The following is a 26,626-nucleotide window of genomic DNA, read 5'->3' as shown; positions in this document are numbered from 1 at the left end:
CAGTCGTACCCCTTTGCCCAAAGATTGCCTTCGGCCAGGGCTGCAGCCTTGCGCCGCCTGTGCAACTTCTTTAACTCAATGGGTGTTCAAAATGACTGACGAGAAAAACGGAACCACCCGTCGTGGCTTGATCACGACGGGTGCCATGGCCGCTACCCTGGCGGTGGCATTGCCGGCGCTGGCGACGCAGCAGACACCGGCATCCGCGTCAGGGGGCAGCAAAAGCGCCGGTAAAGGCAGCGATTCGGGAATGTTCACCGTCAAGGATGGCACGCAGATTTTCTACAAGGACTGGGGCCACGGCCAGCCGATCGTTTTCCACCACGGCTGGCCCCTTTCGAGTGATGACTGGGACACGCAAATGCTGTTCTTCCTCAACAAGGGCTTTCGCGTCATCGCCCATGATCGACGTGGCCATGGTCGCTCCTCGCAAACGGCCATGGGCAACGCAATGGACACCTACGCCGCCGACATTGCCGAGTTGATGGCACACCTGAACATCCGCAACGCCGTGCACATCGGCCACTCCACCGGCGGCGGTGAAGTGGCGCGCTACGTGGCGCGGCATGGTCGCGGCCGGGTGGCCAAGGCCGTGCTGATCGGCGCTGTAGCGCCCATCATGCTGCGCACCGCAAAAAATCCCGGAGGCCTGCCGATGGAGGTGTTTGACGGGTTGCGCAAGGCACTCGCGCAGAATCGCAGCCAGTTTTATCGTGACTTCCCGAGCGGACCGTTCTACGGCTTCAATCGCCCAGGTGCGAAAGTGTCTGAAGCGATCGTCGAAAACTGGTGGCGTCAGGGCATGAACGGCGGGATCAAGGCGCAGTACGACTGCATCAGCGCGTTCTCCGAAACCGACTTCACCGATGACCTGAAAAACATCGATGTGCCGACCCTGGTGCTGCACGGTGAAGATGACCAGATCGTGCCGATCACCAATTCGGCTCACCTCTCAATCAAATTGCTCAAGCACGGTACGCTGAAAACCTACCCCGGCCAGCCCCATGGCATGTGCACCACAAACGGCGACACCATCAACGCGGATCTTCTGGCGTTTATCAATGCGTGATTTGCCGGGGTGCCCTCCTGACGGCAAGCCACATACACCCCCTTAAAAACAAAGCTCCGATCGAGTCGGAGCTTTTTATTGGGCGAATCACACAGCCGTTGCAGTTATCTACCGGGCCATCATCAACGTCTGATCGACGGGCAACGCGGGGCGTAATTTTGGCACTACCTGCAACTCAATCGGCGTGCCAAGAAATGCCTGGCAACGCGAACGCAGCCAACGCTGAGCGCAATCGTTGTGCGCAGCGGCACGCCAGACCATGGAAAGCTCCCGCGATGGCAGCAACAGAGGGGCCGGCTCGGCCCTGATGCCATTCACCGAGGCCATGGCCCTGGCCACGTAATCCGGAACGATGACCAGCATGTCGCTCTGCGCCAACAACCTTGGCAAGGCACTGAACTGCGGCACTGCCAGCACCACTTTGCGCCGACGTCCAAGCAGGTCCAGCGCGTGGTCGGTGTCATCCCTGGCCTTGCCCATGGACGACACGATGGCATGCGGGCGCTCGCAGAACTCATCGAGCGCCAGCAGGCCCGGGCGGGTATCCGAGCGCAGGAGCATTGGCCGGATCGACCGTAGACTCTTGCGTCTAGCGTTGGCCGGCAGATCGAGCGTAGGGCTGATGCCCAGAGAAATCTCGCCATTGAACAGCCGCTGCGACATCTGCTGCTGATCGACGCGCAGCACCACCAAGGCAATATTCGGCGCCTCGCTACGAAGCTGGCGCAGCAGTCGCGGGAGCAACGCGTATTCGACATCGTCGGACAGGCCGACCTGAAAGGTCACCTCGCTGGTAGCTGGGGCGAAGGGCTGGCAACGGCTCAACGCCGCGACAACGCCATCCAGCGCCGGCGTCAGGTTGGCGAAAATTTCCTCGGCCCGCCTTGTCGGTTCCATCACCCTCCCCGCACGAACGAACAACGGATCGTCGAAAAGCACACGCAAACGCCCCAGCGCTGCACTGATGGTCGGTTGACCGAGAAACAGTTTCTCGCCGACCCGGCTGACGTTGCGCTCATGCATCAGCGTCTCGAAGACCACCAGCAGATTGATGTCGACACGACGGAGTTCATTTCTGTTCATGAAGTTCACCACCCGGCACGCGGCCATTGAAATCGACGGAGAGCTGATAAAGGTTAAGGGCGCGCCTGCCGGACGTCTGTGGTACTTGGGGACAGCGGGATCATGCGTTAGGTGAGTGTTTTGATACTTGTGTATGAACCGTTTGAAACCGATAGCTGCATCGGGCCGCGCAAAGACCGGTGCAATGGCCGTTTTTTCGGGTTTTTTGTCCTAGCTGACGGCGTGCTGCGCCACTACGATGCTTAACCGTCTATCTACTCACGCCCACACCTGCGCAACGTGTCGCACGGCGCTATCGCCAGCGGGACCGTGTCTCTGGTCGGGCATCAACCCGCACGAGCAAACACCGGCCGCCCGGCCAAGGGATTCGCCACAACGTCACAACCTTTTGGGAAAAGAGCAATGAACAACAATCCCATCAGCAACAACCCCAGCGAGCCGGTGGTATTCATCGTCGACGACGATGCCGCGTTGCGCGAATCCCTCGGCAGCCTGTTGCGCTCCATTGGTCTGCGGGTGGAGCTATTCGGATCGGTCGCCGAGTTCATGACGTATCAACGTCCGGACACGCTGAGTTGCCTGGTACTCGACGTGCGCCTGCAAGGCAGCAGCGGGCTGGATTTCCAGAATGAACTGGCCACCGCCGGAACCAATGTGCCAATCGTGTTCATCACCGGACACGGCGATATCGCCATGACCGTGCGCGCGATGAAAGCCGGCGCGGTGGACTTCCTGACCAAACCGTTTCGCGAGCAGGACCTGATCGATGCCGTCTGCGCCGCGCACTCGCGGGACAAGCAGCGTCGCGAGTCAGGGCGGCATGCCGATGAACTGCGCGCCCGTCATGGGACGTTGACACCCCGGGAGCAGACGGTCATGGCGTTGGCAGCCTCAGGCTTGATGAACAAGCAGATCGCCGGGGAAATCGGCCTCAGTGAAATCACTGTGAAGATCCACCGGGGCCAGGCCATGCGCAAGATGGGCGCGCGCTCATTTGCCGACCTCGTGCGCATGGCCGAAGTCATCGCGGCGCTGCCTGCACATCGGTGACCGAATGAAACGATACGGTATGGCTCAAGCCGCCGTGGCTGCCCGGCACAATCAACACTCAAGTTCCGAACAACTAACACTTGGGTATATCCATTTCATACGCAGTCATATTGCAAGTGACCCAATGCAGCAGTGCCAGCGTAGAAGTCTTCGAATAAGATTTTTATTCAAATAACCATTACTCAATACAACGATTGGTGAATGACAGACAGTCGCCAACAACCGTCATGTCTGAAAAACAACTTCAGACTTTTTAACCTCTTCATTAATACGCCTTTCATAGCGTTTGCCTGCTTCATCGAAAGAACACGACCTGCCGTCCGATAGCAAAAATCTGGAAGAATAAATGTCTATCATCAAACGTCGCGCACAACTTCTTTGTTCAGACGCCTTCGCCTGGCTTTGCGCCATAGCGGTCGGCAGCATGATCTATATAACCAACGCGTACCTCGATCTGGACGTTGCGCCGACGTTGTTCTACATCACGCTGGTATTCATGTCCGCGAACATCTTCCCGGTACCGGTATTTCTTGCCGTCGCGTTGGGTTGCCTCACGCTGCTGACGGCCGACTTCCTGGTCGATGAGGGTTATCGCGATCACCGCAGCATCGCCGGATTCGTCAGGTGCCTGATCGCGCTGACGACCATTTCCCTGCTCGCGTTGCGCAGCAAACGCGCCACTGAAACGCTGCGGCGCAAGGAAGCGTTCTTTCTGGGCGCACAGAAACTTACCCACACCGGCAGTATCGGTTTCATCATCGATAAAAAAGTCAGCGTTTCATGGTCGCAAGAGTCGTCGCGTATTTTCGAGTATTCGCCGGACGTCACCCCGACACTGGCGCTGGTCAAGTCACGCACTCATCCCGACGACCTGCCGGTTATCGATCAGGTGCTGGAGCAGTTTGCGCGCCGGCAGGAGCTGGTCGAAGTCGAGCATCGGCTGCTCATGCCGGATGGTCGGATCAAGCACGTGCAGATGATCGCCAGCCCGTTGCCCAGACATCGCGGGCGCACGCAATACGCCGGGGCGCTGATGGATGTCACCGCCAGCAAACAGTCGGAAGAGGCGTTGTTTCACTCGCAAGCCACCCTCGCCCACGTCACGCGCCTGACTTCCATGGGCGAACTGGCCGCGTCGATTGCCCACGAAATCAATCAGCCGCTGGCAGCGGTCATCACCAGCGGCGAATCCTGCAAACGCTGGATCAACCGGCCCGAACCCAACCTGGAAGAAGCCCGCCGTTCGCTGGACCGGATCATTCAAAACTCGGTCAGGGTCTCCGATGTCATCGCCTGTATTCGAGCGTTATCGCGACACAGCGAGGTGCAGCGCAATGTCGAAGTGTTCGACGACATCGTCAGTGACTCGCTGACGCTGATGCAACATGACATCAGCTTCCATGAGGTTCGCCCGCACGCCCGACTGGGCACTCACGGTGCGCGGATCAAAGGTGACCGGGTACAACTGCAGCAAGTCATCATCAATCTGATCATCAACGCCTGCCAGGCCATGGCCAATGTGCTTGACCGCGCCCGGACGCTGCGGATCACCACCTCGATCCTGCACAACGAGGCCGTGCTTGAAATCGCCGACTCCGGCGTCGGCATTGCCGAGGACATCCTGCCTTCGCTGTTCGACCCCTTTTTCACCACCAAGCCCACCGGCCTGGGAATGGGCCTCTCGATTTGCCGTTCGATCATTGAATTCCACGGCGGCCGCATCTGGGTCAACAGCACCGAGGGCGTCGGCACGCAGTTTGTGTTTGCGATTCCATTGGCTGCGCTCGAACACGATCAATGACAACCATCCACCCCTGATGTCGCGCGGTGGCGATATGGAGACCCGCATTGTCTATCCAACGTACAACCCCCGGCGCAGAACCCGAAACTCCGGTACACGAACGAACCGTCGTGTTCGTGGCATACCCGCAAATGGGCCTGCTGGATCTGACCGGTGCGCAGACCGTTTTCTGGGCGGCGACGTGCGGACTGGCGCAACTCGGTTTGCCCGGTTATGCCTTGCACACCGCGAGCCTGCAAGGCGGGCCGGTCCAGACCGGCGAAGGCCTGGTGGTTCAAACCCGGCGGCTGGATGAGCTCGGCGACGAGCCGATCAATACGTTGATCGTTCCGGGCTCGGCGTTCATCAGCCAGGCGTTGCGAGACAACGCGCCGCTGGTCGATTGGTTGCGCGCCACGTCAGCGACGGCCAACCGTACGACGTCGGTATGCAGCGGTGCTTTTTTCCTGGCTCAGGCCGGACTGCTCGACGGCCTGCGCGTGGCGACACACTGGTTGATGGCTGACATGTTCGAGCGGCTGTTCCCCAGGGTCGAGCTGGATCGCGAGGCCATCTTCGTCCACCAGGCATCGGTGTGGACCTGCGCCGGCGTCAGCGCTGGGATCGATCTGGCGCTGGCAATGGTCGAGGCCGATCACGGTCGCGAGCTGGCCATGCAGGTCGCCCGGCGCATGGTGGTGTACTACCGACGCCCGGACAACCAGAAACAGTGGAGTCCGCTGCTGCAATCACAACATTCCATCGCGCACGAGCGCTAGCCGGAGACGGTGGTCATGAACGCACCGCACAAACTGTATTTGGTCAGTCACCCGCCCTGCATCACCCGCTATGGCACGCACACATCGTTGTCCACCGCTGAGCGCGTGGAGATCATCGACGCATTGACGCAGACCCTGAGCGCGACGCTGAGCATTCTGGCGCGGCTCAGGCACAGCCAGCAGACACTGCACGCTGTCAGCTTTTTACCGGTGCAGACGCTGTTGCGCAGGCTGTTGAATGCCAATACCCGTTACGCCGACTTTCTCGTCACCGGCATCACCGACCTGGGCGGCCATGCCCAGCGCGACGCGCTCTACGACCTCAATGAGGCTCCCGAACCTTTATGCTTTGCCGACTGCCTTAAAGGCATTGACCGCGCCCTGCGCCGACTACGGGCCGCCGATGCCTTGTTCCGCGACTGTCGCGCCAGCGCAATTGCCAACAACGACTGCGCCAGCCGACAACTCTTTGAAGCCTGCACTCGACATAACAGTTACTTTCTTTCGTTAATCAACAACCATTTATTTGCTGAACATTGATTAACTTTCGCAACTAACAAAAAAACCAACTAAACATACCCACGTATACTATTCCACAATTTTTGAAAGCGTATCTTGCAAGTATGGCGGGCGCGACAGACACCCGCAAAGAACGCAAGGTTTCCCATGTTCCACTCAGCTATTGTTTCAGTTGTCGATGATGACGAACTTGTTCTGGTTTCAATGGACAGTTTGTTGCGGTCTTGCGGTTATACGGTCAAGACATTCAACAGCGCTTTTGCATTTCTTGAATCGAGCGCGCCAGAGCAGACCGGGTGCCTGATCTCGGACATTCAGATGCCCGGCATGTGCGGGGTCGAAATGTACGAGGCGCTGGCGGCCAGGAAGATCCATATTCCGACGATTTTCATCACTGGCAAACCGGGCCTGCCCCCCGAGTTCAGTGCGCGGGTGAAGACGCCGGAAGGTTATTTCTCCAAACCGTTCCATACCGGGGCATTGCTGGCCTGCATCGAACAGGCGCTGATGCGCCGCCGTTGAGCGGCCCTGACGAACAACTGGATGCAGAGCCGCCGCTGCCCGACCAACAAACCTCAAAGCAAAAAAAGGCCCCGCAAGCTCATCACTTGCGGGGCCTGATTTTTATCGAGCCCGGCAGAATGCAGCCGGGCCGCCGACAGCCGATCAGTAATCCCAGAACGCTGCAATCCAGCGGAACGCATCGCCATCGACCGCCACTCGACCTACCGACGGGAACGGCAGATGGGTGGCAACAAACCACTCGCCACTAGCCGCCGCTTCGCGCATCAGACGCATGCGAACACGCACCGACTCTTCAGGATCATGCTCGAAACCGTTGTGCCATTCCGGATGCTCGAAGGCCACCGGAAACAGGGCGTCGCCAGCAAAGGTCAGGCGTTCGCCGCCCGAGTTGACGTAGACAATGCTGTGCCCCGGCGTATGCCCGCCGGTGAGTTTCACCACCACCCCCGGCGCCACTTCGTATTCATCCTCGAAGGTGCGCACCTGGCGGCGGTAATCGTTGATGAACTGATTGGCCGTCGCGCGCAGAACGTCAGGCACTGGCGCCGGCATGACGGTCTGGGTGAAGTCCGGCGTCTCCCAGAACTCGACCTCTTTTGCCGAGACGTGAATGCGCACATCCGCACGCAACCGGCTCTTCACCTCGTCGACCAGCAGACCGCCGACATGGTCCATGTGCATGTGCGTGATCACAATGTCAGTCACGCTGGCCAGATCAATGCCCGCCGCTTCCAGGCGTTTCGGCAACTGGCCGGCCCGGGGGAAGCCGGGAAACTGCCCGCCCAGCCCGGCGTCGACCAGAATGATCTGCTCGCCGCTGCGCACCACCAGCACGTTGAGTGCCCAGTCAAACGCGTCCGGCCCCAGGAACATGTCCTTGAACCAGGCGGCGCGAGCCTGCGGGTCGGCATTTGTGGACATGGTCGAGGTCGGCAGCGGCAGCACGCCGTCGCTGATCACCACCACGTCGATGTCGCCGACCTGCAGTGCGTAGCGCGATGGCACCAGCTCCTGCGCCGGAGCGAATGGCTGGCGGGTGACGGACGCCTGCCGGTCATCGGTTGCGTTGGTTTGATTGGAGTGATTCAGATACGTTGACATGGTCGCTTTCCTCTTGGCTGAGTCAAAATTTCCCGGACGAATGCCCTTGCTGGCGCAAGCGCTGAATGGCGCGCCTTGAAATCGAGTGTGCATCGCGACCACGACGTCCAACACCATACGCGGGTATAGGGCTTGAACCACATCGACCGAGTAACGCCGCTGTTGAGGTGGCAGTGGCCCATACCAATGTATATTCGCGCTCCTGCCCGCAAACACCGAAACTACGGCGCACCGGATCGCCGAAAAGCGGGCGATCATCAGGTCCCTGAGCAGTCATGAACTCTATTTTTCACCAACCCGACCCTCTCACCTGCTTGCTCGCGCAACCGCGCACGCTGGTGTTCCTGGCGTATCCGCAGATGGGCTTGCTGGACCTGACCGGCGCACAAACCGTGTTCTGGGCCGCGTCCAAGGCCATGGCCGAACGCGGCTTGCCTGGCTACGCGTTGCACACCGCCAGCCTGGACGGCGGATTGATCGCCACCGCCGAAGGGCTGTCGGTCAACACCTTGGCCCTGCGCACCTTTGACGAGACAACCATCGATACGCTGATCGTGCCCGGTGCGCCGAACATCCGTCAGGCCATGCTCGACAACGTTGCGTTGGTCGACTGGCTGCGCGCGGCATCGGCCAAGGCCAGACGCACCGCCTCGGTGTGCAGCGGCACCTTTCTGCTGGCCCAGGCCGGGCTGCTGGAAGGCTTGCGCGCAACCACCCACTGGGGCATGTGCGACATGCTCAAGGGTGGTTTTCCGAGTGTCGATGTCGACCTTGATGCGATCTACATCCAGCAAGGCAACGTCTGGACTTCCGCCGGGGTCACCACCGGAATCGACATGGCGCTAGCGCTGGTCGAGGCCGATTGCGGCCGCGCCGTGGCGTTGAAGGTGGCGCGTGAGCTGGTGGTTTTTCTCAAACGCCCTGGCGGTCAGGCGCAGTTCAGCCAGTTGCTGCAAGCGCAGATCGACGACAGAGGCTGCTTCGAAGAATTGCACCTGTGGATCAGCGAAAACCTCGGCGACCCGCAATTGAGCGTCGAATCGCTGGCCCGACAGGCGCAAATGAGCCCGCGCAATTTCGCGCGGGTCTACAAACGCAAGATTGGCCGCACGCCGGCCAAGGCACTCGAGCTGTTTCGCCTGGAAGCGGCGCGACGAATGCTCGAAGACTCTCAGCGCAACATCGACCAGATCGCGCAGTTGTGCGGGTTTGGCGACGAAGAACGCATGCGCGACACCTTCTACCGTCACCTCTCGGTCTCGCCCCGGGAATACCGCAGCCGGTTCTCGCGCTGACGCCACACAGCGCAATGGCACCGGGCTCGCAGACGTTCAAATACTGTCGCTATACACACGTATAAGTACGCCGCCGAACCGAGCGGCGTATCGTGCGGCAATGGCGGGCGTCCTCGACGGGCTACCCGAGATCAGCCCTGGTAAAGCAATGTCCCACACCGCTGTTGTATCGGTTGTCGATGATGATGAGTCCGTGCGCATGGCGCTGGACAGCCTGTTGCGCTCGCACGGCTACACCGTGCAGTTGTATCCGAACGCGGAGGCTTTTCTGGCGATGAAGGCGCCGCCCCGCCCCGGCTGCATCATCTCGGACATCCAGATGCCCGGTCTGTCCGGCATCGAGATGTACGATGAGCTGTGCGCCCGAGGCGTGCGCATCCCGATCATTTTCATCACGGGTTACCAGGGGCGTCCGCCAAGGGTCAACGCCGCATTCCCCGAGCCCCTCGCCTATTTCCCTAAACCCTTCCCGTGCGGCGAACTCATCACCTGCATCGAAAGCGCATTCAATCGCGCCGTTTGACGGCCCTCTTTCTATACCTGTGTATACCCCACCCCATACCTAAGCATGTCGGCACTGACCCTATGTAGAAGTGTCTCGCCGCACCTTCCCCGATAGCATCTTCCCCAGCGAATCGAACCGGCTCTGCGGTTGTTCACAACCACCTGCTTCGTGCAGAGCGGCAGACGGTCACGCATGAACGGACAAGCCGTTCAACGACCAGAATTTCCACAGGAGTCATCCGATGAAACAGCACATTTTAGTGATAGGCGCAGGGTTTGGTGGAGTCTGGAGCGCCCTGAGCGCCGCACGTCTGCTGGACCAGCATGATCGTAACGACGTGCAGATCACCGTCCTCGCACCCCAGGCAGAACTGCGCATCCGTCCGCGCTTCTACGAGCCGGATGTCCACAACATGAAAGCGCCGCTGGGTGAACTGTTCGATGCCGTGGGCGTGAAATTCGTCAAAGGCATCGCCGACAACATCGACACCGCCAGCAAGCAAGTGACCTACAGCGATGCCTTCGGCACACAAGGCACGCTGAACTATGACCGACTGGTATTGGCTGCCGGCAGCCGAGTAATCCGGCCACCGCTCAAAGGCATGATCGAACACGCCTTCGATGTCGATCAGATCGAAGAAGCAGCACGCCTCGAAGCCCATATCAAGTCGTTGAAGGACCAGCCGTCGAGCGCTGCGCGTAATACCGTGGTGGTCGCCGGTGGTGGTTTTACCGGGATCGAAACCGCCACCGAAATGCCGGCCCGCCTGCGTGCCGCACTGGGTGACGATGCGCCGATCAGGGTCATCGTGGTGGATCGCGCGCCGCAAATCGCCGCGACTCTGGGTGACGGCATTCGCCCGTCCATTGTCGAAGCGTCCCGAGAGCTGGGCATTGAATGGGTAGTCGACGCCTCGGTCGCCTCGGTGGATGCCGGCGGCGTGACTTTGGCTGACGGCAAACGGATCGAGTCCAACACCGTCATCTGGACCGTTGGCTTCCGCGCCAGCCCGCTCACTGAACAGATTCCGGGCAGCCGTGATCCGCAAGGTCGCCTGCACGTCGACGGCCACTTGAAAGTGCTGGGGCACGTGGATGTCTTCGCCGCCGGCGACGTGGCTTATGCCGCCACGGATGATCTCGGAAACTACGCCGCGATGTCCTGCCAGCATGCGATCAGCCTGGGCCGTTATGCCGGCAACAATGTGGCCGCTGACCTGATCGGTGTCGCACCGGTCACCTACCGCCAGCCCAAGTACGTGACCTGCCTTGACCTCGGCGCCTGGGGCGCGGTGTTCACCGAGGGCTGGGACCGTCAATTGAAACTGGTCGGGCAAGAGGCCAAGGACCTCAAGACCCAGATCAACACCGTGTGGATCTACCCGCCTGCCGCCGATCGTGCAACCGCACTGGCCGCGGCCGACCCATTGATTCCGGTGGCCTGATCACCCGACGGTTCACACTTCCCTATCGCTGCGCATTCCCAGGCGCCCGCCACGTTTTTTTTTGGCGGGCGCTTTTTTATGCAGAACTCACAAAGCGTCGGGCGGCAATAAACGGCACTCTAGCGTTGAGTCGATGGCTCCGCTGCCAGAATGTCTTCCAGAAAGTCGATGAACACATTGATACGACTGGAGCCCCGGTGATTGGGCAGATACAGCGCATTGATGCAGCAGCTCGCATTACCGGGGTTGACTTCATAACCCTCCAGCAGCCGCGTCAACCGACCGGCCTCGACATCGGCGCGCACCAGCCAGTCCGCCAGCAGGGCCACCCCGCGCCCCGCCACCGCCGCTTCGCGCAGGATATCGGCGTTGTTGCTTTGCAGGCGGCCATGCACATTGAGCTGGATGGTTTCCTCGTCGCCCTGGAACGTCCAGTGCTGGTGCGAACCAGCGTAGTCGAAGCGCAGGCATTGATGCTCGAGCAAGTCTCGCGGATGCGCCGGCACAGCGTGACCGCTCAGGTAATCCGGACTCGCCACAATCCAGCGCTGGAATCCGCCGACGCGCTTGCTGACGATATCGTCACTGACCACCGATGATCCCAGGCGCACCGAGACATCGATCTGCTCACTCAGCAGATCGCTGACCTGATCGCTCAACGACACACTGATTTCAAGCCCCGGATGGCGGTCGAGCAATTCCCCCAGTTGCGGTGCAATGATCTGTCGGCCGAATTCCACCGGCACACTGATGCGCAGGCGTCCCTGCGCATCGCTGCCACGGTCGGCGACAACCGCGTCGGCCTCATCGATGGCATCGAGAATGGCCACCGCTTTCTCGAAATAGGTTTGGCCGGCGACCGTCACGCTGGTGTTGCGTGTCGTGCGGTTGAGCAGGCTGGCGCCCAATTCGTTTTCCAGCCCTGCCACCTGGCGTGTCACCGAAGAGGTAGAGATGCCGAGTTTGCGCGCCGCCGAGGAATAACCACCGCAACGGACGGTTTCAACGAACATCTTCAGTGCCAGCAACTTGTCCATAAGTGGAGCCCGATCGAAAGGAAACGGTGATGATTGTGCATCACCGTTCGCCAATCGTCTTGTAGGACCGTGCTTCATCGGACTCAGCGGTGCCTGCGGTTCAGGCATCGGCCTTGCGGCTCAGGAACAGCGCCAAAGCCAGTGCTGGCAGCAACGCCACGGACACGGCGGACAGGTTCCAGCCGAAATGCTCGTAGAGCGGACTGGCGACCAGCGATCCCAGAGCACCGCCGACGAAGATGCTGGTCATGTACACGGCATTCAGGCGGGCCCGGCTGTGCGGATCGATGGCGTACACCTCGCGCTGGCCCAGCACCATGTTCAGTTGCACGGCGAAGTCCAGCAGCACCGCGCAAATCACCAGCCAGACATAGCCGCTGCCCGGCAGCGCGGCGATCAGCAACGAGGCTGGCGCCAGCAACAGTGCCACGAGCGTCCCGCGCCGAACGTGCCCGGCATCGGCCAGGCGCCCGGCAATCGGCGCTGCGACCGCGCCGACAGCGCCAACCAATGCAAATATCGCCACCTGTGCCTGACTGAAACCGTGGTGCCGCATCAGCTCGATCGGTGCAAGGGTCCAGAACAGGCTGAAACTGGCGAACAGCAAGCCCTGATACAGCGAACGCTGACGCAGAACCGCGTGCCGACGGGCCAGCGCAAACACCGAGCCGATCAGCGCAGCGTACGTCGCCTGATGGCTCGGGACGCGGCGCGGCAAGGCAATCGCCATGATCAGGGCGATGACAGCCATCAGCGCCGCTGCGCTGAAAAACACACCGCGCCAGCCGAACACTTCCACCAGCAGACTCGACAGTGGCCGCGACAGCAGAATGCCCAGCAACAGGCCGCTCATGATGTTGCCCACCACCCGCCCACGGGTCGCCTCGGGCGCCAGATGCGCGGCCAACGGCACCAGAATCTGCACCGCCACCGAAGTGAGGCCGATCAGCAACGACAGGACCAGGAACATCGACGGCGAGTGCGTCAGGCCGGCGCACAACAGCGTCACGCTCGCCGCCAGGGTAAAGCCCACCACCAGCCGACGGTTTTCCATCAGGTCGGCCAGCGGCACCAGCAACAGCAGGCCCAATGCATAACCGAACTGCGTGAGGGAAACGATCAGACTGGCATTGGCACTGGACAGGCCGATCTGCGGCGCGATCAGTTCGACGATCGGCTGAGCGTAATAAAGGTTGGCCACGACCGCGCCGCAGCAGAATGCCAGGAACGCGACCATCAGGCCGGAAAGAGAAGCGGATGGTTCGGCCTTGGCCGCCGCTGCCGGATTGCCCGTAAGCATGATGACACCTCGATGAGTTTGGAAAAGTGACGCCAAGGCTAAGGGCTGCTTCGGCCTTCGAGTATCCACTCCTCGGGCAATTGAGTGATGCGCCAAATGCAACGCCCCCCCGGCGTTGCACTTGGCGCAACGTGCTATTGCGCGGTCCGGCAATACCCGGACGCATGCACCTTCTCTACCCTTGGGCACCTGGCGCAGAGCTTTGCATCGGCGCCCTTCCCCGGTCGTTCAAGGAGTTGTCGAAGATGCCAAATCTGTCCCTCACGCCCACCGCGTGCTTCTTGGGCAACCGCTCATGAACGGCCATTTCATGAGATCCAGAACGCTGTGGATCAGCGCAGCAGCCCTCGCGTCGATCGGGGCAATCGCGGCCCTGGCGCTGATGTGGCGGCCGGCAATTGCGCCGGTCGAACGCCCGCAAACCTTCGACTCCGCGCAACGGCAACGCGGCGCACGAGTGGTCGAGGCTGGCGACTGTGCGGTGTGTCATACGCGGCCCGGCGGCCAATACCTGGCTGGCGGACTGCCGCTGGTGACGCCGTTCGGCACGCTCTACAGCACCAACATCACCCCGGATCCACAGACCGGCATCGGCCAATGGTCGCTGCCGGCCTTCGAGCGGGCGATGCGTGAAGGGATCTCCCGCGACGGCCACTTCCTGTACCCGGCCTTCCCTTACGTTCATTACCGGCGCATGAGCCAAGACGACATCGCCGACGCCTATGCGTACCTGATGAGCGGCCCGGCCGTGGACTCGCCGCCACAACAAAACCGCATGAACTTCCCGATGAACATCCGGCCACTGGTGTCGTTCTGGAACCTGCTGTTTCTGCACGGAAAGCCGCTGACACCGCTGGCGGAGCAATCGCAGGCGTGGAATCGCGGACGCTACCTGGTCGAAGGCCCCGGTCACTGCGCCGGCTGTCATTCGCCGTTGAACCTGATCGGGGCCGAGAAGTCCGGCGAAAGTCTGGCCGGTGGCAGCGTGGATGGCTGGGACGCGCCGTCATTGCTGGGCACGGCGCACCGGGCAAATCCGTGGAGCAGCGAGCAACTGGTGAGTTACCTGCGAGCCGAAGTGGTCGACGGACACGGCACGGCGGCGGGCCCGATGCGCCCGGTCAGTCTCGGTCTGGCGCGCTTGCCCGTGGAAGATGCCCAGGCGATTGCCGAATACCTGCTGAGTCTGCCGGCGAAAACCGCGATCAACGAAATTCCGAGCGCCAGCGCTGAACCTGCGGATCGATCCTCTGGCGCGCTGCTGTTCGCCAGTGCCTGCGCCGGCTGCCATGCCCAAGGCGCGCCGATGCGTGACATCGACGGCCGCCCGGCACTGGATCGCACCTCGGCGCTGCAGGCTGCCAGCCCGCGCAACTTTGTGAAAACCGTACTCGAAGGCATCCCGGCAGAACCCGGCCAGCCGGGGCCGGTAATGCCCTCATTCGCCGCCAGTCTCGACAACGCTCAACTCGACGCCCTGGCCGTCTACCTGCGCCATCAGGCCAGCCCCGACCAACCGTGGACCGACCTTCCTGCCACCCTCCAAGCGCTACGTCAGGAGACGAAATGACTCAGATCACCCTCAACGTCAACGGATCCACCCAGGCTCTCGAACTGGAGCCCGACATGCCGCTGCTCTATGCGCTGCGCAATCACCTGGGCCTGAACGGCGCCAAGTACGGCTGTGGTCTGGGCCAATGCGGTGCCTGCACCGTCATCGTCGATGACCAACCGGTGTTTTCCTGCCTGACACCCTGCGCCGGTCTCGAAGGCAAAAAGGTTCGGACGGTCGAGAGTCTGGGAACCGCCGAACACCCCGGCTCTCTGCAGCAAGCGTTCATCGACAAGCAGGCCGCTCAATGCGGTTATTGCATCGCCGGCATGTTGATGCGTGCGCAGTCTCTGCTGGAACGCAATCCGCACCCCGACGAGCAGACCATTCGCGAACACATGTCCGTCAACCTCTGCCGCTGCGGCACGCACTTGCGCATCATCGAGGCGATCAACCTTGTCGCCCGGCAAAACGGGAGCGCGCTATGACGACGATCAATGAGGTCGATCACAGTCGCCGTGCGTTCCTGCGCGGGGGCGCTCTGCTGGTAGCGTTTGCTTTGGTGCCGGTCTCGCGCCGCGCCCTGGCTGACACCGAAGTCGACACTTTGGGCACTGTCGTGCTGGCGCCGGACCTGCCCGGCAGCCTGCGCACCAACCCCTGGCTCGATGCCTGGATCCGCGTCGGCCCCAACGGCATCACCGTCTACACCGGCAAGGTCGAACTGGGCACCGGGGTCAAAACCGCGCTGCTGCAAATTGCCGCTGAACGGCTGGAGGTAGATCCGACCGCGATCAACCTGCTCACCGCCGACACCGCACTGACGCCGAACGAAGGCTACACCGCCGGCAGCCACACGATTTTCGACAGCGGCACCGCGCTGTTCAACGCGGCGGCACAAGTGCGCGAGATGCTGCTGGAAGCGGCCGGGCGCAGCTGGAACGTTGCGCCGGCACTGCTGACGACTCGCGACGGCAGCATTCTCGGCCCGACCGGGCAACGCATGTCCTACGCCGACGCCGTGCAGCAGGTCGATCTGCACCGCTACGCAAAATCCGCATCGCCCTCGAAGCCGCCGGCGTCATTCAAGCTCATCGGCCATTCGCTGCCACGGCTGGATATCCCGGGCAAAGTCAGCGGCGGCGCCGCGTTCGTGCAGGACATTCGCCTGCCGGGCATGCTCCATGCCCGGGTCATCCGCCCGCCGCGTCCCGGCTGCACGCTGGACGCCATCGATATTGAATCGATCAAGGCGCTGTCCGGGGTGGTGCAGGTGATTCGCGACGGCAATTATCTGGCCGTGGTCGCGCGGGACGAATGGCAAGCGATCAAAGCCATGCGTCATGGATACGCCTCGGCGCGCTGGAGCGGCGGACAGGCGATTCCCGAATCGCGCGACATCCATGCGCTCCTCAAGCGCCTGCCCTCGCGTCGTTATCCGATTAGCCATGAAGGCACCCCACAAGGCGCGACCGACAACGAATATCGCGCCCGGGTGACCAAGCAATACCTGATGCACGGTTCGATCGGTCCGTCCTGCGCCGTGGCCTGGTTCAAGGACGGCACCCTCAACGTCTGGACCCACACCCAGGGCGTGTATCCGCTGCGTGCCGGGATCGCCGAAATGCTGCGGTTGCCGCCCGAGCGCGTGCGCTGCATCCACACCGAAGGTTCCGGCTGTTACGGCCATAACGGCGCGGACGATGCAGCAGCCGACGCGGCGTTGATTGCCATGCGCGTGCCGGGCACGCCGGTGCGGGTGCAATGGATGCGCGAGCAGGAAAACCTTTGGGAGCCGTACAGCTCGGCGATGGTCACCGAAGTGCAAGCCAACCTTGACGCACAGGGTCGGCTGCAGGACTGGAACTATGAGCTGTGGACCACGCCGCACAACGAACGCATCGTCAACGCCGGGCGCTTGCTGCCCGCACGCCTGCTGGCCCGGCCGTTCGCCTCCGCACCTTCGGTGCCGATCGCTCAGCCCGAAGGCGACGGCGATCGCAACGCGGTGCCGCTGTACACCGTGGCCTCTTCGCGGATCGACATGAACTTCGTCACCGAAATGCCGTTCCGCACCTCGGCCATGCGCTCGCTGGGCGCCCACATCAACGTCTTCGCCATCGAAGCCTGCATCGACGAGCTGGCCGCCAAGGCCGGACTGGATCCGGTTGCCCTGCGCCTGGCGCACCTGACCGATCCTCGGGCACGGGCTGTTGTGGAAAAGGTTCGCGATGCCGTCGGCTGGCCGCAAAAAAGCAGTGAACCCGGCGCAGGCCTTGGCTTCGCCTTCGCGCGTTACAAAAACATCATGGGTTACTGCGCCATTGCCGTGCGTTTGCGGGTGCATCCGCAGACCGGCGAAGTGCAGATCGATCACGTCGTGACCGCAGTGGACGTGGGCCAGATCGTCAGTCCCGATGGCCTGCGTAACCAGGTCGAGGGCGGGATCGTGCAGTCCACCAGCTGGACGCTGTATGAAAAGGTCGCCTATGACGCCGGCGGCATCCGCAGCTACGACTGGAGCGGCTACCCGATCCTGCGCTTCTCGCAAGTGCCCAAAAAGGTCGACGTTCACCTGCTCGACCAGCCGGGGCAACCGTTTCTGGGGGCCGCCGAAATCGTCCAGGGCCCCATGGCGGCTGCCATCGGAAACGCCGTGGCGAACGCCACCGGACGGCGCTGGCTGAACCTGCCCCTGACCCGCTCGCAGCAGCCTGCCTGAACCGCGCCACGTTGCATTTCGCGCAATGCAGCGTGGCGTCACGTGTGGATTATCAAGCACCGGACAGCCGCTTAACGTAGGGCCATCCGGTGTCGGGCCAAATGTCCCGACTCCGCCCTGCCGATCCTTTTCGAAGACTGGAGAACCCCCATGACACAACAACTGTTCCGTCCCATCGCCCTCGGCCCCTACACACTTCCCCACCGAGTAGCGATGGCGCCGTTGACTCGCTCCCGTGCCGGGCAACCGGGCGACATCCCGACATCCATGAACGCCGAGTACTACCGCCAACGGGCGAGCGCCGCGCTGATCATTACCGAGGCCACGCAGATTTCCCGCCAGGGCCAGGGTTATGCGTGGACGCCTGGCATCTACAACGATGAACAAGTGCAAGCCTGGCGTGAAGTCAGCCGCCAGGTACACGAGGCCGGCGGGTTGATCTTCATGCAACTGTGGCATGTGGGCCGCGTATCGCACCCAAGCTTTCAACCGGACAACGCACTGCCGGTGGCGCCTAGCGCATTGCCTGTGCCGGGCAAGACCTTCATCGTCGACGACGAGGGCAACGGTGTCTGGGGCGACGTGCCGGTGCCGCGCGCACTGCAAACGTCGGAGATCGCCGACATCATCAGCGACTACCGCCGCGCTGCGCGCAATGCACTGAACGCCGGGATGGATGGCGTGGAAATTCACGCCGGCAACGGCTATCTGCTGGACCAGTTCATCAACAGCAACAGCAACCAGCGCACCGACGGTTATGGCGGCCCCCTGGAAAACCGTGCGCGCCTGTTACTGGAAGTGGTGGCGGCCGTGGTCGACGAAGTCGGTGCCGACCGTGTCGGCGTGCGCCTGACACCCATGGGCCGCTTCATGGGCATGGGCGATGAATCGCCGGAGGCCACATTCGGCTACATCGTGCGCTCGCTGAACCGCTGGAAACTCGCCTACCTGCATCTGGTCGAGCCGGCCGTGGTCGGCACCGTCAAGGATGAAAATTTCGACCCGCGCTGGGACGCGATCATCGCTCAGTTGCGTGATGCGTGGGGTGGCGTGCTGATGATCGCCGGCGGCTACGACCCCGAGTCGGCGGAACGGGCGCTGGCCGACGGTCGCGCCGACATCATCGCGTTTGGCCGACCGTTTCTGGCCAACCCTGATCTGCCTCGGCGAATCCGCGAAGGCCTGACGCTCAACGCACCGGACCCGAGCACGTTCTTTGGCGGCGATCAGCGTGGCTATACCGACTACCCGGTTTACGCCCACTGATACGCTGAACAGCGGACGCAAAAAGGCCTGCCACATCGGCAGGCCTTCTTCGTTTTCGCGGAACGTTACTGCTTGAGAATCAGCAACGGCTCGCCCTTCTTGACGATGTAGGTCGCCAGTTCCGAGCCCTTCTCGTTGCCGACATTCTTGGCGATATGCGCCACACCCGCCGGGATGAACAGTGAATCACCCGCCTTCAGTGTCACCGGTGCCTGGCCTTCCAGCCGGTATTCGAACGTGCCGCTGATCACGTAAGCCACTTCCACACCCGGATGCGCATGGTTGGGCGAGGTGACGCCTGGTTCGAAATCGACGCGAGCCTGGATCACCTCGCGATCCGCCGCACCCAGGTCCTGTCGGACCAGATCGGTACGGCTCAGGCCCTGCTGCCAGCTCTTCGCCGGGGCGGCAGATGGGGTGTCAGCCGCGTGGGCGAGGCCGGTCAGCGAAACGAGTACGGCGGCAGCGGTCATCAGAAGTGTGCGGCGCATGGTGTTGTCCTCTTGGAAGTAGTGATGTGTTGACGACTACTTTGGCCGAGGCATGTACGCAGGATGTGTCCTGATGACGGGGTTTGTTACCCGTTTGTGTACGGCGGCGCGATGGATACACGCTTATACAAAGGGTTTGGCCAGCACCTGCGATAGCCAGCCTCTGAACGCCACGATCTTTTTCGATTCGGCCTGATCGTGGGGCGTGACGAGATAGAAGCCGGAAGCGGATTTCAAGCGCAAATCAAACGGCGCCACCAGCCTGCCTGCGCGCAGATCGTCATCGACATAGGTCGAGCGACCGATGCACACGCCCTGCCCGTCAATCGCCGCCTGCACCGCCATCATCGCCAGGTCGAAGGTCAATCGTGGGCCTTTGGCCGTCAGCGGTGGCTGGCCTGCCGCATGCAGCCAGTCGTTCCAGTCATTGGCGGTCACGCCGCTGACTTGCAGCAAAGGGTGATGGGCCAGGTCCGCCGGCGTATTCAACGGCTTGTCGCCGGTCAGCAAGGGCGGGCTGCACACCGGAAAGATCTCGTCGGCCATCAACCAGTCGGCCCGAAGTCCAGGCCAATTCCCGTCGCCGTAGCGGATCGCCGCATCGATGCCGCCCTTGCGAAAGTCCACCCACTCGGTGGAAGCACTGATCCGCACATCAATGTCCGGATGCGCCTCGCGAAATGACGGCAGACGCGGCAACAACCATTTCGACGCCACCGATACCAGGGTGCTGATCGTCAGGACGCTGTTGTTGCTGGATTCCAGCAGCTTTTCAGTCGAGTAGCGCAATTCAAGAAACGCCGAACGAATGCCGGGCAAGTAAGCATTGCCCTCCTCGGTCAACGCCAAACCGTCCTTCAAGCGCATGAACAGACGCACGCCAAGCTCATCCTCGAGGCGACGGATCTGATGGCTGATCGCGGTCTGCGTGACGTTCAGTTCTTCGGCGGCGCGGGTGAAGCTCATATGCCGGGCGGCGCATTCGAAGGCGCGCAATCCGTTAAGCGATGGCAATCGGGGCAGCATATGACCTCTTCAGTCCATGAGATTTTGTCATACGCTAGCACTGCATTTGTCCTTTGCGAAGCGGCGCGGCGATAGCCGATTCTGAGGCTCCATCTGCAAGGAGCCCCCATGAAACTGTACTTCGCCCCCATGACCTGTTCGCTTTCACCGCACATTGTGTTGCGCGAGCTGGAGCTGCCGTTCGAGCTGATCCGGGTCAACAACCAGACCAAGCAAACCGCCGATGGCCAGGACTTTCGCCAGATCAATCCCAAGGGTTACGTGGCCGCGCTGATGCTGGACAACGGTGAAGTGCTGACCGAGGGGCCGGCCATTCTGCAATACCTCGCCGACCTCGTGCCTGGTCATGCGCTGGTCCCGGCCAATGGCACCTGGGAGCGCTCGCGCTTGCAGGAACACCTGAACTTCATCAGTTCGGAAATTCATGGGGGCAGCGCGCCGTTGTTCAGCAGCGAAATCCCGGAAACCACCAAAACGCTCTTCAAACACAAACTGTTCAAGCGTCTGGATTACCTGAACCGCCTCCTCGCCACCCAGCCCTTTCTGATGCAGACGTTCGGTGTAGCGGATGCGTATCTGTTCACGGTGCTGAAATGGTTACCGACGTTCAGGATCGCCATCGAAGACTGGCCAGCGCTGGCGAACTATATGTCGCGCATCGCCGAGCGGCCCAGCGTGCGGGCTGCCATTGCGGAAGAGGACGCCACGCAACCGGTGCTCTGACAAGACCGGAAAACCGCTACCAGAACGGGTTGCTGTTGCCCGCCGGATTGCTGATTTCATCGCCCCACGCGCGTTTCGCAAGGTGACAGTTGTTGAATGCCCCTGCGCTTCTATAGTGAAAGGGTTCAAGTTCTCCTCCCGCCGAGCGCCCCATGGCCAGCACCGATCAACTGATCATCTGCGAGCATTGCGACTGCGTGTACGAAAAAGTCGTGCTGGCCAAACACCAGAAGACCCTCTGCGTGCGTTGCGGCGCCGTGCTCCAGCGCTACAACAACCTGAGCGTGGAGCAACGGCTGGCCCTGAGCTTCACCGCGGCGATGCTGTGGCTGTTCGCCAATTTCTACCCGGTGATGAGCATCAGCATGAAGGGCCTGAAAAACAGCGCGACCCTCTGGGATTCAGTGCTGGCCCTGAGTCAGGGGCCGATCACCTTCATGGCGATGGTCGCGGCAATCTCGATCATCATCGCCCCGGCCTTCCAGTTGGTTCTGTTGATCTGGGTCTTGAGCTTCGCCCTCGCCTCGCGCCGTTCACCGGGGTTCAAGCTGTGCATGCGCTGGCTGGAAACCTTGCGGCCGTGGAGCATGCTCGAAGTGTGTTTGCTTGGCGCAATGGTGGCGGTGTTCAAACTGGCGGGCATGCTCGACGTCATTCCCGGCATCGGCCTGTTTGCCTTGGCCGTGCTCAGCCTGTTGCTGATCCGCATCGCCGGGCGCGACGTGCGTGAACTGTGGGACATCCTATGAAACGGCCACCGACTGCCAGCGAACTCAACCTGTGCCTGTGCCACAGCTGCGGACTGGCCTGCGACATGACCGGCGAACCGCACCAATGCCCGCGCTGCGACGCGCCGCTGCACCGGCGCAAGACCAACTCGCTGACCCGCACCTGGGCCTACATGTTCGCCGCGCTGGCGTTTTACGTGCCGGCCAATCTGCTGCCGGTGATGAACACCACCCTGCTCGGCAGCGGCGCCGACAGCACCATCATGAGCGGCGTGCTGGAGTTCTGGGAACACGGTGCGTGGGACATCGCCGTCATCATCTTCGTCGCCAGCATCGCCGTGCCGGGGGTGAAATTCGTGGCGCTGACCTTGCTGCTGGTCACCGTGCAACGGGACAGCCATTGGGCGCGCAAGGAGCGTTCGAAGCTGTACCGCTTCGTCGAGCTGATCGGCTATTGGTCGATGCTCGATGTGCTGGTGGTCGCGCTGGTGGCGGCGCTGGTGAAATTCCAGGCGCTGGGGGATATCGAGCCGCGCGTAGGGATTCTGTTTTTCGGCCTGGTGGTCGTGTTCACCATGCTCTCGGCCATGAGTTTCGACCCGCGCCTGATCTGGGATAACGCGCCGGACGAAGAAACGGAAGAACCCCGGCACTCGACTGAACAAGTGCCGGGGCATCAAGCGGTTTAAATCAGATCTGCGCAGTACCGCCGTCGACGAACAACTCGATGCCATTGACGAAGCTGCTGTCATCCGAGGCCAAGAACAGCGCGGCCTTGGCAATCTCGCTCGGCTCGCCCAGACGCCCGATCGGCACGATAGACGCCAGTTGATCGAACAGCCCCTGGGTGTGTTCCGCCGGCACCAGCCCTGCCAGCCCTGGCGTGCGCACCGGGCCAGGGCTGATGGCGTTGACGCGGATACGCCGTGGTTTCAGGTCCAGCAACCATGAGCGGGCGAAGTTGCGCACCGCCGCTTTACTCGCGCTGTAGACGCTGAAGTTCTCCGTGCCCTGCACCGACGTGGTCGACGAGGTCAGCAGAATCGAGGCGCCATCGCGCAGTAGCGGCAAGGCCTTCTGCACGGTGAACAGCGTGCCCTTCACGTTGGCGTCGAAAATCCGGTCGAAGTGCTCTTCGGTGATCGAGCCCAGCGGCAGCATGTCCCCGCCGCCGGCGTTGGCGAACAGGATGTCGAGGTGCCCGGCCTTGGCGGAAACCTCGCGGTAGATGCGATCCAGATCCTCCAGCTTCGCCACATCGCCCTGAATGCCGATGGCCCGTGGGCCGATGGCGGCGACCGCTTTGTCCAGTTCGGCCTGACGACGGCCAGTGATGAATACCGTGGCGCCCTGAGCGACGAATTCCTGCGCCGAGGCCAGGCCGATGCCGGTGGTGCCGCCAGTGATCAGTGCGATTTTGCCTTCAAGTCTGTTGCTCATGATGAATCTCCAGTAACCGTTTCGAGGTAGGTGACGGGTCGTAGGTGAGCCGTTGGAAGCGACTTTAGGCCGATGAATTGAATTGAAAAATCCGCAAAATCGGTTTTGTTTGTGCACAGACATGCACAATACTCAACCGCATCTACCCCACCGAGCTCGAACCGATGAATCAGTTAATGGCGATCCGCACCTTCGCCCGCGTCGTGGAAAGCGGTTCGTTCACCAAAGCCGCCGACTCGCTGAACCTGCCGAAAACCACGGTCAGCAAACTGATCGGCCAATTGGAAAACCACCTCGGCGTGCGCCTGCTGCAACGCACCACCCGCCGCCTCACCGTCACCGCAGACGGCGCTTCCTATTACCAATTGACACAACAATTGCTGCATCAACTGGACGACATCGATCAGGGTTTCAGCCAGGCGCAAGGCCTGCCGCGCGGCAAGATTCGCGTGGACATCGGCGGCTCGACCGCGACGATGCTGGTGATCCCCGAACTGCCGAGGTTCTTCGAACGCTATCCGGACATCCAGGTTGATCTGGGCGTCAGCGACCGCCCGGTGGACTTGATCAGCGAGCGTGTCGACTGCGTGATTCGCGGCGGCCAGCTGACCGAACAAACCCTCGCCGTGCGCCGCCTTGGTGAAGTGTCCTGGACCACCTGCGCCACGCCCGAGTATCTGCAACGCCATGGCACCCCGAGCCACCCGCTCGACCTGGCCAGCCATCAGCTGATCGCCTACCGCTCGGCCTCCACCGGGCGCATCCTGCCGTCGAACTTCCAGCGCAACGGCGAACGCCATCAGATCGAAGGCAAAGGCCTGATCAGCGTCAACGAGAGCAACGCGCACCTGGCGGCCGGCCTCGCCGGGCTGGGGATCATCCACACCTTCAGCTACACGGTCAGGACCGCCATCGAACGCGGCGAACTGGTGCCGATCCTCGAGGACTGGCGTCCGCCAGCGTATCCGTTTCATGTGCTGTATCCGCCGAACCGGCATTTGAGCAATCGAGTGCGGGTGTTCATTGATTGGCTGGTGGAGCGGTTTGCGCAGGTCGATTGAGGTGCTGCGGGACCATTGCTGACTTTTACGCAAAACACCTTTGACCCAGGGCCGGTTCTTCTCATGCACGTTGCCACCGATACTGGCGGCCATTGACAGTCATGGGAAATCGCACAATGCAAACCGATTACGCTGCCTGGGCCTGGACGTCCGGCCAAGGGCTGGATGGCCTGACACTGACCCGCAAACCTCTCCGGCAACCCGGCCCCGGGCAAGTGCTGGTGGCCAACCGCGCCATCGCCTTGAACCCGGTGGACTGGAAGATCATCGAGTGGGGCCACTCCGCGTGGCACACCGGCCGTGTGCCGGGTGTCGACGGCATGGGCGTGGTGGTCGCAGCCGGCGCCGGCGTGACACTGCAACCCGGCAGTCGCGTGGCGTATCACCAATCACTGGCGAACGATGGCAGCTTCGCCGAGTACTGCCTGCTCGACGCCGCCACCGTGCTGTCGGTGCCCGCCGCGCTCGATGATGCCGCGGCGGCGTCACTGCCCTGCCCCGGTTTGACCGCGTGGCAAGCCGTGGAGAAAGTCCCAGCGAATGGCGCGGCCGATGTGCTGGTGATCGGCGCCGGCGGCGCGGTCGGCCTGCTGCTGGTGCAACTGGCGGTACAACGCGGATGGCGGGTCTGGGCGACCGCGTCCGGCGCACATCATGAAAAGCTCAAGGCCCTGGGCGCAGTCGGCGTATTCGATTACCGCGAACCGGACTGGCAAAGCGCACTCGCAGCCAGCCTCGGCGAACGTCGTTTGCATGCCGTGTTCGACACGGTCAGCGGCGCTCACGCGGCGAAAATGGCCGACCTGCTGGGCTACAACGGCCATCTGGTGTGCATTCAGGATCGTCAGGAAAGCGCGCCCCTGCCGGCGTTCACCACCGCGATTTCGCTGCATGAAGTGGCATTGAACAGCTTCCACGTCCACGCCAGCCTGCACGATCGCCAGACCTTGCGCCGCAACGGCGAGCAGTTGCTGCAAGCGCTGCTCGACGGCAGCCTGATCGGCCCGGCGCTGCAGATGTTCGACTTCGATGAATTGCCCCAGGCCTTGCGCGCCCTGAAGGACGGCGCGGGTGGCGGGAAATGGGTGACGCGTCTGCCCGTCGTTTGAATCGCGTCAGTCGAGGCCTTCCCCAGTGCCTTGACTGACCTCCCGGGTCAAACAATCAATCAGCGCCCGCGCCGAAGCCGACAGCTGCCGGTGCGGCGGGTAGATCACCGAGAACGGTCGGGAGCGCCCGCCCGACTGTTCAAGCAGGCGCACCAGTCGCCCGCCCTCGATCCGCTCGCGGACAATGAAGTCATAGGTCTGGCAGATGCCCAGCCCCTGCTCCGCCAGCGACACAATCCCCAGCACATCGTCGGACACCTGAATATTGGCGCTGGGCAACCATTCGCGGTCTTCGCCCTGCTCACGGAACAGCCACGGTCCAACACGGCCGGTGCTGGGCATCACGAACGGCAGGCACGCATGCCGCTGCAAATCGTCGACGCGCTGCGGTGTTCCGGCCCGTCGCAGATAATCCGGCGCGGCCACCACACACAAACGCGCGTCCTCCAGTTTGCGCCCGATCAGCCCGCTGTCCGGCAACGCGCCCAGCCGAATAGCCAGGTCGAAGCCTTCGGCTACCAGATCGACATTACGATTGCTGATGCTCAACTCAACGCGCACTTGCGGATGTTGCCGGGTGAATCGGGCGAGCATGGCCGGCAAACGGTAGTGACCGTAAGTGGTCGGCACGCTGAGGCGCACGCGGCCGCTGAGTTCGCCGTCCTGTCCCTGGATCGTGCGCTCAGCATCATCGATCAGGCCGAACGCCGCCCGGGATTGCTCCAGATACAACACACCGGCATCGGTCAGGCTCAAACGCCGCGTGGTGCGCCGCAGCAACTGCACACCCAGGCGCGCCTCCAGCCGCGAAATCGCCCGGCTGACCACCGACGGCGTGGTTGCGAGAAACACTGCACCGGCGCTCAGCGACCCCTTCTCCACCACCGTGACGAACACTTCGACGTCGGCCAGATAATCGAATCGGCGACTCATCTTGATCCCCAGAGAACAAATGCTTTGCTGTAGCGCGAGTTTATCGCCGCAATGAGCATCAATACAGTGAGCCGCACTTTCTTCCACG

At 62.0% G+C, this 26,626-nt stretch carries 26 protein-coding genes; 18 read left to right on the top strand and 8 right to left on the bottom strand.

The features are described from left to right. Positions 1-250: 250 nt before the first annotated feature. A complete protein-coding gene (locus JKA62_RS13710) occupies positions 251-1,069 on the top strand; it encodes an alpha/beta fold hydrolase (protein WP_011333883.1) in 819 nt (272 codons plus the stop codon). 108 nt (positions 1,070-1,177) lie between these two features. Here JKA62_RS13710 and JKA62_RS13705 read toward each other — a convergent pair whose 3' ends face one another. Then, positions 1,178-2,152 (bottom strand): LysR family transcriptional regulator, encoded by a 975-nt coding sequence (locus tag JKA62_RS13705; RefSeq protein ID WP_011333882.1) that lies wholly within the window; start codon positions 2,150-2,152, stop codon positions 1,178-1,180. 402 nt (positions 2,153-2,554) lie between these two features. Between JKA62_RS13705 and JKA62_RS13700 the strand changes: the two genes are divergently transcribed. From JKA62_RS13700 to JKA62_RS13680, 5 genes are all read left to right on the top strand, one after another. Further along, entirely contained in the window at positions 2,555-3,202 is a 648-nt protein-coding gene (locus JKA62_RS13700) for a response regulator transcription factor (protein ID WP_201818255.1), read from the top strand. Between the two features lie 346 nt (positions 3,203-3,548). Further along, on the top strand, positions 3,549-5,003 hold the full coding sequence (locus JKA62_RS13695; protein ID WP_011333880.1) for a sensor histidine kinase: 1,455 nt from the start codon (positions 3,549-3,551) through the stop codon (positions 5,001-5,003). Positions 5,004-5,113: 110 nt separating this feature from the next. Beyond that, positions 5,114-5,761, top strand: a complete 648-nt coding sequence (locus JKA62_RS13690; RefSeq protein WP_311776284.1) for an AraC family transcriptional regulator — start codon at positions 5,114-5,116, stop codon at positions 5,759-5,761. Between the two features lie 15 nt (positions 5,762-5,776). Then, the gene (locus JKA62_RS13685) at positions 5,777-6,301 is read left to right on the top strand and encodes a hypothetical protein (RefSeq protein WP_201818251.1); all 525 of its coding nucleotides are present in this window, start codon (positions 5,777-5,779) and stop codon (positions 6,299-6,301) included. Positions 6,302-6,427: 126 nt separating this feature from the next. Beyond that, positions 6,428-6,802: a response regulator transcription factor gene (locus JKA62_RS13680; RefSeq protein ID WP_011333877.1), complete on the top strand. Its 375-nt coding sequence runs from the start codon at positions 6,428-6,430 to the stop codon at positions 6,800-6,802. A gap of 144 nt (positions 6,803-6,946) precedes the next feature. On the opposite strand, the gene JKA62_RS13675 is transcribed toward JKA62_RS13680, so the two are convergent. Beyond that, positions 6,947-7,906 carry an MBL fold metallo-hydrolase gene (locus JKA62_RS13675; RefSeq protein ID WP_011333876.1) on the bottom strand — a complete coding sequence of 320 codons (960 nt, stop codon included), beginning with the start codon at positions 7,904-7,906 and terminating at the stop codon, positions 6,947-6,949. Positions 7,907-8,181: 275 nt separating this feature from the next. Between JKA62_RS13675 and JKA62_RS13670 the strand changes: the two genes are divergently transcribed. The 3 genes from JKA62_RS13670 to JKA62_RS13660 all read left to right on the top strand — a co-directional run bounded on the left by JKA62_RS13670 (position 8,182) and on the right by JKA62_RS13660 (position 11,150). After that, positions 8,182-9,201, top strand: coding sequence for a GlxA family transcriptional regulator (locus tag JKA62_RS13670; protein WP_011333875.1), 1,020 nt, complete (start codon positions 8,182-8,184; stop codon positions 9,199-9,201). 148 nt (positions 9,202-9,349) lie between these two features. Continuing rightward, on the top strand, positions 9,350-9,724 hold the full coding sequence (locus JKA62_RS13665) for a response regulator transcription factor (protein WP_041475244.1): 375 nt from the start codon (positions 9,350-9,352) through the stop codon (positions 9,722-9,724). 223 nt (positions 9,725-9,947) lie between these two features. Beyond that, positions 9,948-11,150, top strand: a complete 1,203-nt coding sequence (locus JKA62_RS13660) for an NAD(P)/FAD-dependent oxidoreductase (protein ID WP_011333873.1) — start codon at positions 9,948-9,950, stop codon at positions 11,148-11,150. Positions 11,151-11,269: 119 nt separating this feature from the next. On the opposite strand, the gene JKA62_RS13655 is transcribed toward JKA62_RS13660, so the two are convergent. Both JKA62_RS13655 and JKA62_RS13650 read right to left on the bottom strand, forming a co-directional pair. After that, positions 11,270-12,187 (bottom strand): LysR family transcriptional regulator, encoded by a 918-nt coding sequence (locus JKA62_RS13655; protein WP_011333872.1) that lies wholly within the window; start codon positions 12,185-12,187, stop codon positions 11,270-11,272. Positions 12,188-12,287: 100 nt separating this feature from the next. Further along, positions 12,288-13,487 carry an MFS transporter gene (locus JKA62_RS13650; RefSeq protein WP_201818248.1) on the bottom strand — a complete coding sequence of 400 codons (1,200 nt, stop codon included), beginning with the start codon at positions 13,485-13,487 and terminating at the stop codon, positions 12,288-12,290. 310 nt (positions 13,488-13,797) lie between these two features. Here JKA62_RS13650 and JKA62_RS13645 point away from each other — a divergent pair, with 310 nt between their 5' ends. The 4 genes from JKA62_RS13645 to JKA62_RS13630 all read left to right on the top strand — a co-directional run bounded on the left by JKA62_RS13645 (position 13,798) and on the right by JKA62_RS13630 (position 19,027). Then, positions 13,798-15,057 carry a c-type cytochrome gene (locus tag JKA62_RS13645; RefSeq protein ID WP_201818245.1) on the top strand — a complete coding sequence of 420 codons (1,260 nt, stop codon included), beginning with the start codon at positions 13,798-13,800 and terminating at the stop codon, positions 15,055-15,057. After that, the gene (locus tag JKA62_RS13640) at positions 15,054-15,527 is read left to right on the top strand and encodes a (2Fe-2S)-binding protein (protein ID WP_011333869.1); all 474 of its coding nucleotides are present in this window, start codon (positions 15,054-15,056) and stop codon (positions 15,525-15,527) included. The genes JKA62_RS13645 and JKA62_RS13640 overlap by 4 nt, the downstream gene beginning before the upstream one ends. Continuing rightward, positions 15,524-17,761, top strand: a complete 2,238-nt coding sequence (locus JKA62_RS13635; protein ID WP_201818242.1) for a xanthine dehydrogenase family protein molybdopterin-binding subunit — start codon at positions 15,524-15,526, stop codon at positions 17,759-17,761. Before JKA62_RS13640 ends, JKA62_RS13635 begins: the two co-directional genes overlap by 4 nt. A gap of 150 nt (positions 17,762-17,911) precedes the next feature. After that, the gene (locus JKA62_RS13630) at positions 17,912-19,027 is read left to right on the top strand and encodes an alkene reductase (protein ID WP_201818239.1); all 1,116 of its coding nucleotides are present in this window, start codon (positions 17,912-17,914) and stop codon (positions 19,025-19,027) included. A gap of 65 nt (positions 19,028-19,092) precedes the next feature. Here the strand turns inward: JKA62_RS13630 and JKA62_RS13625 are convergent, their stop codons facing one another. Then, on the bottom strand, positions 19,093-19,518 hold the full coding sequence (locus JKA62_RS13625) for a cupin domain-containing protein (RefSeq protein WP_007955201.1): 426 nt from the start codon (positions 19,516-19,518) through the stop codon (positions 19,093-19,095). Between the two features lie 123 nt (positions 19,519-19,641). Then, the gene (locus JKA62_RS13620; RefSeq protein ID WP_201818237.1) at positions 19,642-20,544 is read right to left on the bottom strand and encodes a transcriptional regulator GcvA; all 903 of its coding nucleotides are present in this window, start codon (positions 20,542-20,544) and stop codon (positions 19,642-19,644) included. 108 nt (positions 20,545-20,652) lie between these two features. Between JKA62_RS13620 and gstA the strand changes: the two genes are divergently transcribed. The 3 genes from gstA (at position 20,653) to JKA62_RS13605 (ending at position 22,684) form a co-directional block, all read left to right on the top strand. Beyond that, complete coding sequence (gene gstA / locus JKA62_RS13615; protein WP_011333864.1) at positions 20,653-21,267, top strand: glutathione transferase GstA; 615 nt, start codon at positions 20,653-20,655, stop codon at positions 21,265-21,267. A gap of 152 nt (positions 21,268-21,419) precedes the next feature. Further along, positions 21,420-22,016 carry a paraquat-inducible protein A gene (locus tag JKA62_RS13610; RefSeq protein ID WP_011333863.1) on the top strand — a complete coding sequence of 199 codons (597 nt, stop codon included), beginning with the start codon at positions 21,420-21,422 and terminating at the stop codon, positions 22,014-22,016. Next, positions 22,013-22,684, top strand: a complete 672-nt coding sequence (locus tag JKA62_RS13605; RefSeq protein ID WP_011333862.1) for a paraquat-inducible protein A — start codon at positions 22,013-22,015, stop codon at positions 22,682-22,684. The genes JKA62_RS13610 and JKA62_RS13605 overlap by 4 nt, the downstream gene beginning before the upstream one ends. Position 22,685: 1 nt before the next feature. On the opposite strand, the gene JKA62_RS13600 is transcribed toward JKA62_RS13605, so the two are convergent. Then, positions 22,686-23,435, bottom strand: a complete 750-nt coding sequence (locus JKA62_RS13600) for an SDR family NAD(P)-dependent oxidoreductase (RefSeq protein WP_201818234.1) — start codon at positions 23,433-23,435, stop codon at positions 22,686-22,688. Positions 23,436-23,599: 164 nt separating this feature from the next. Between JKA62_RS13600 and JKA62_RS13595 the strand changes: the two genes are divergently transcribed. Both JKA62_RS13595 and JKA62_RS13590 read left to right on the top strand, forming a co-directional pair. Continuing rightward, the gene (locus JKA62_RS13595; RefSeq protein WP_201818233.1) at positions 23,600-24,496 is read left to right on the top strand and encodes a LysR family transcriptional regulator; all 897 of its coding nucleotides are present in this window, start codon (positions 23,600-23,602) and stop codon (positions 24,494-24,496) included. Between the two features lie 116 nt (positions 24,497-24,612). Continuing rightward, positions 24,613-25,605: a zinc-binding dehydrogenase gene (locus JKA62_RS13590; RefSeq protein ID WP_201818232.1), complete on the top strand. Its 993-nt coding sequence runs from the start codon at positions 24,613-24,615 to the stop codon at positions 25,603-25,605. Positions 25,606-25,611: 6 nt separating this feature from the next. On the opposite strand, the gene JKA62_RS13585 is transcribed toward JKA62_RS13590, so the two are convergent. Continuing rightward, entirely contained in the window at positions 25,612-26,538 is a 927-nt protein-coding gene (locus JKA62_RS13585) for a LysR family transcriptional regulator (RefSeq protein WP_201818231.1), read from the bottom strand. Between the last annotated feature and the right edge of the window lie 88 nt (positions 26,539-26,626).

Origin of the sequence: Pseudomonas sp. B7, assembly GCF_016735645.1 — a bacterium.
In the GTDB taxonomy this organism is placed as follows: domain Bacteria; phylum Pseudomonadota; class Gammaproteobacteria; order Pseudomonadales; family Pseudomonadaceae; genus Aquipseudomonas; species Aquipseudomonas glycinae.
The sequence above is the reverse complement of the archived record's forward strand: the minus strand, read 5'-3'. Positions and strand labels throughout refer to the sequence as shown.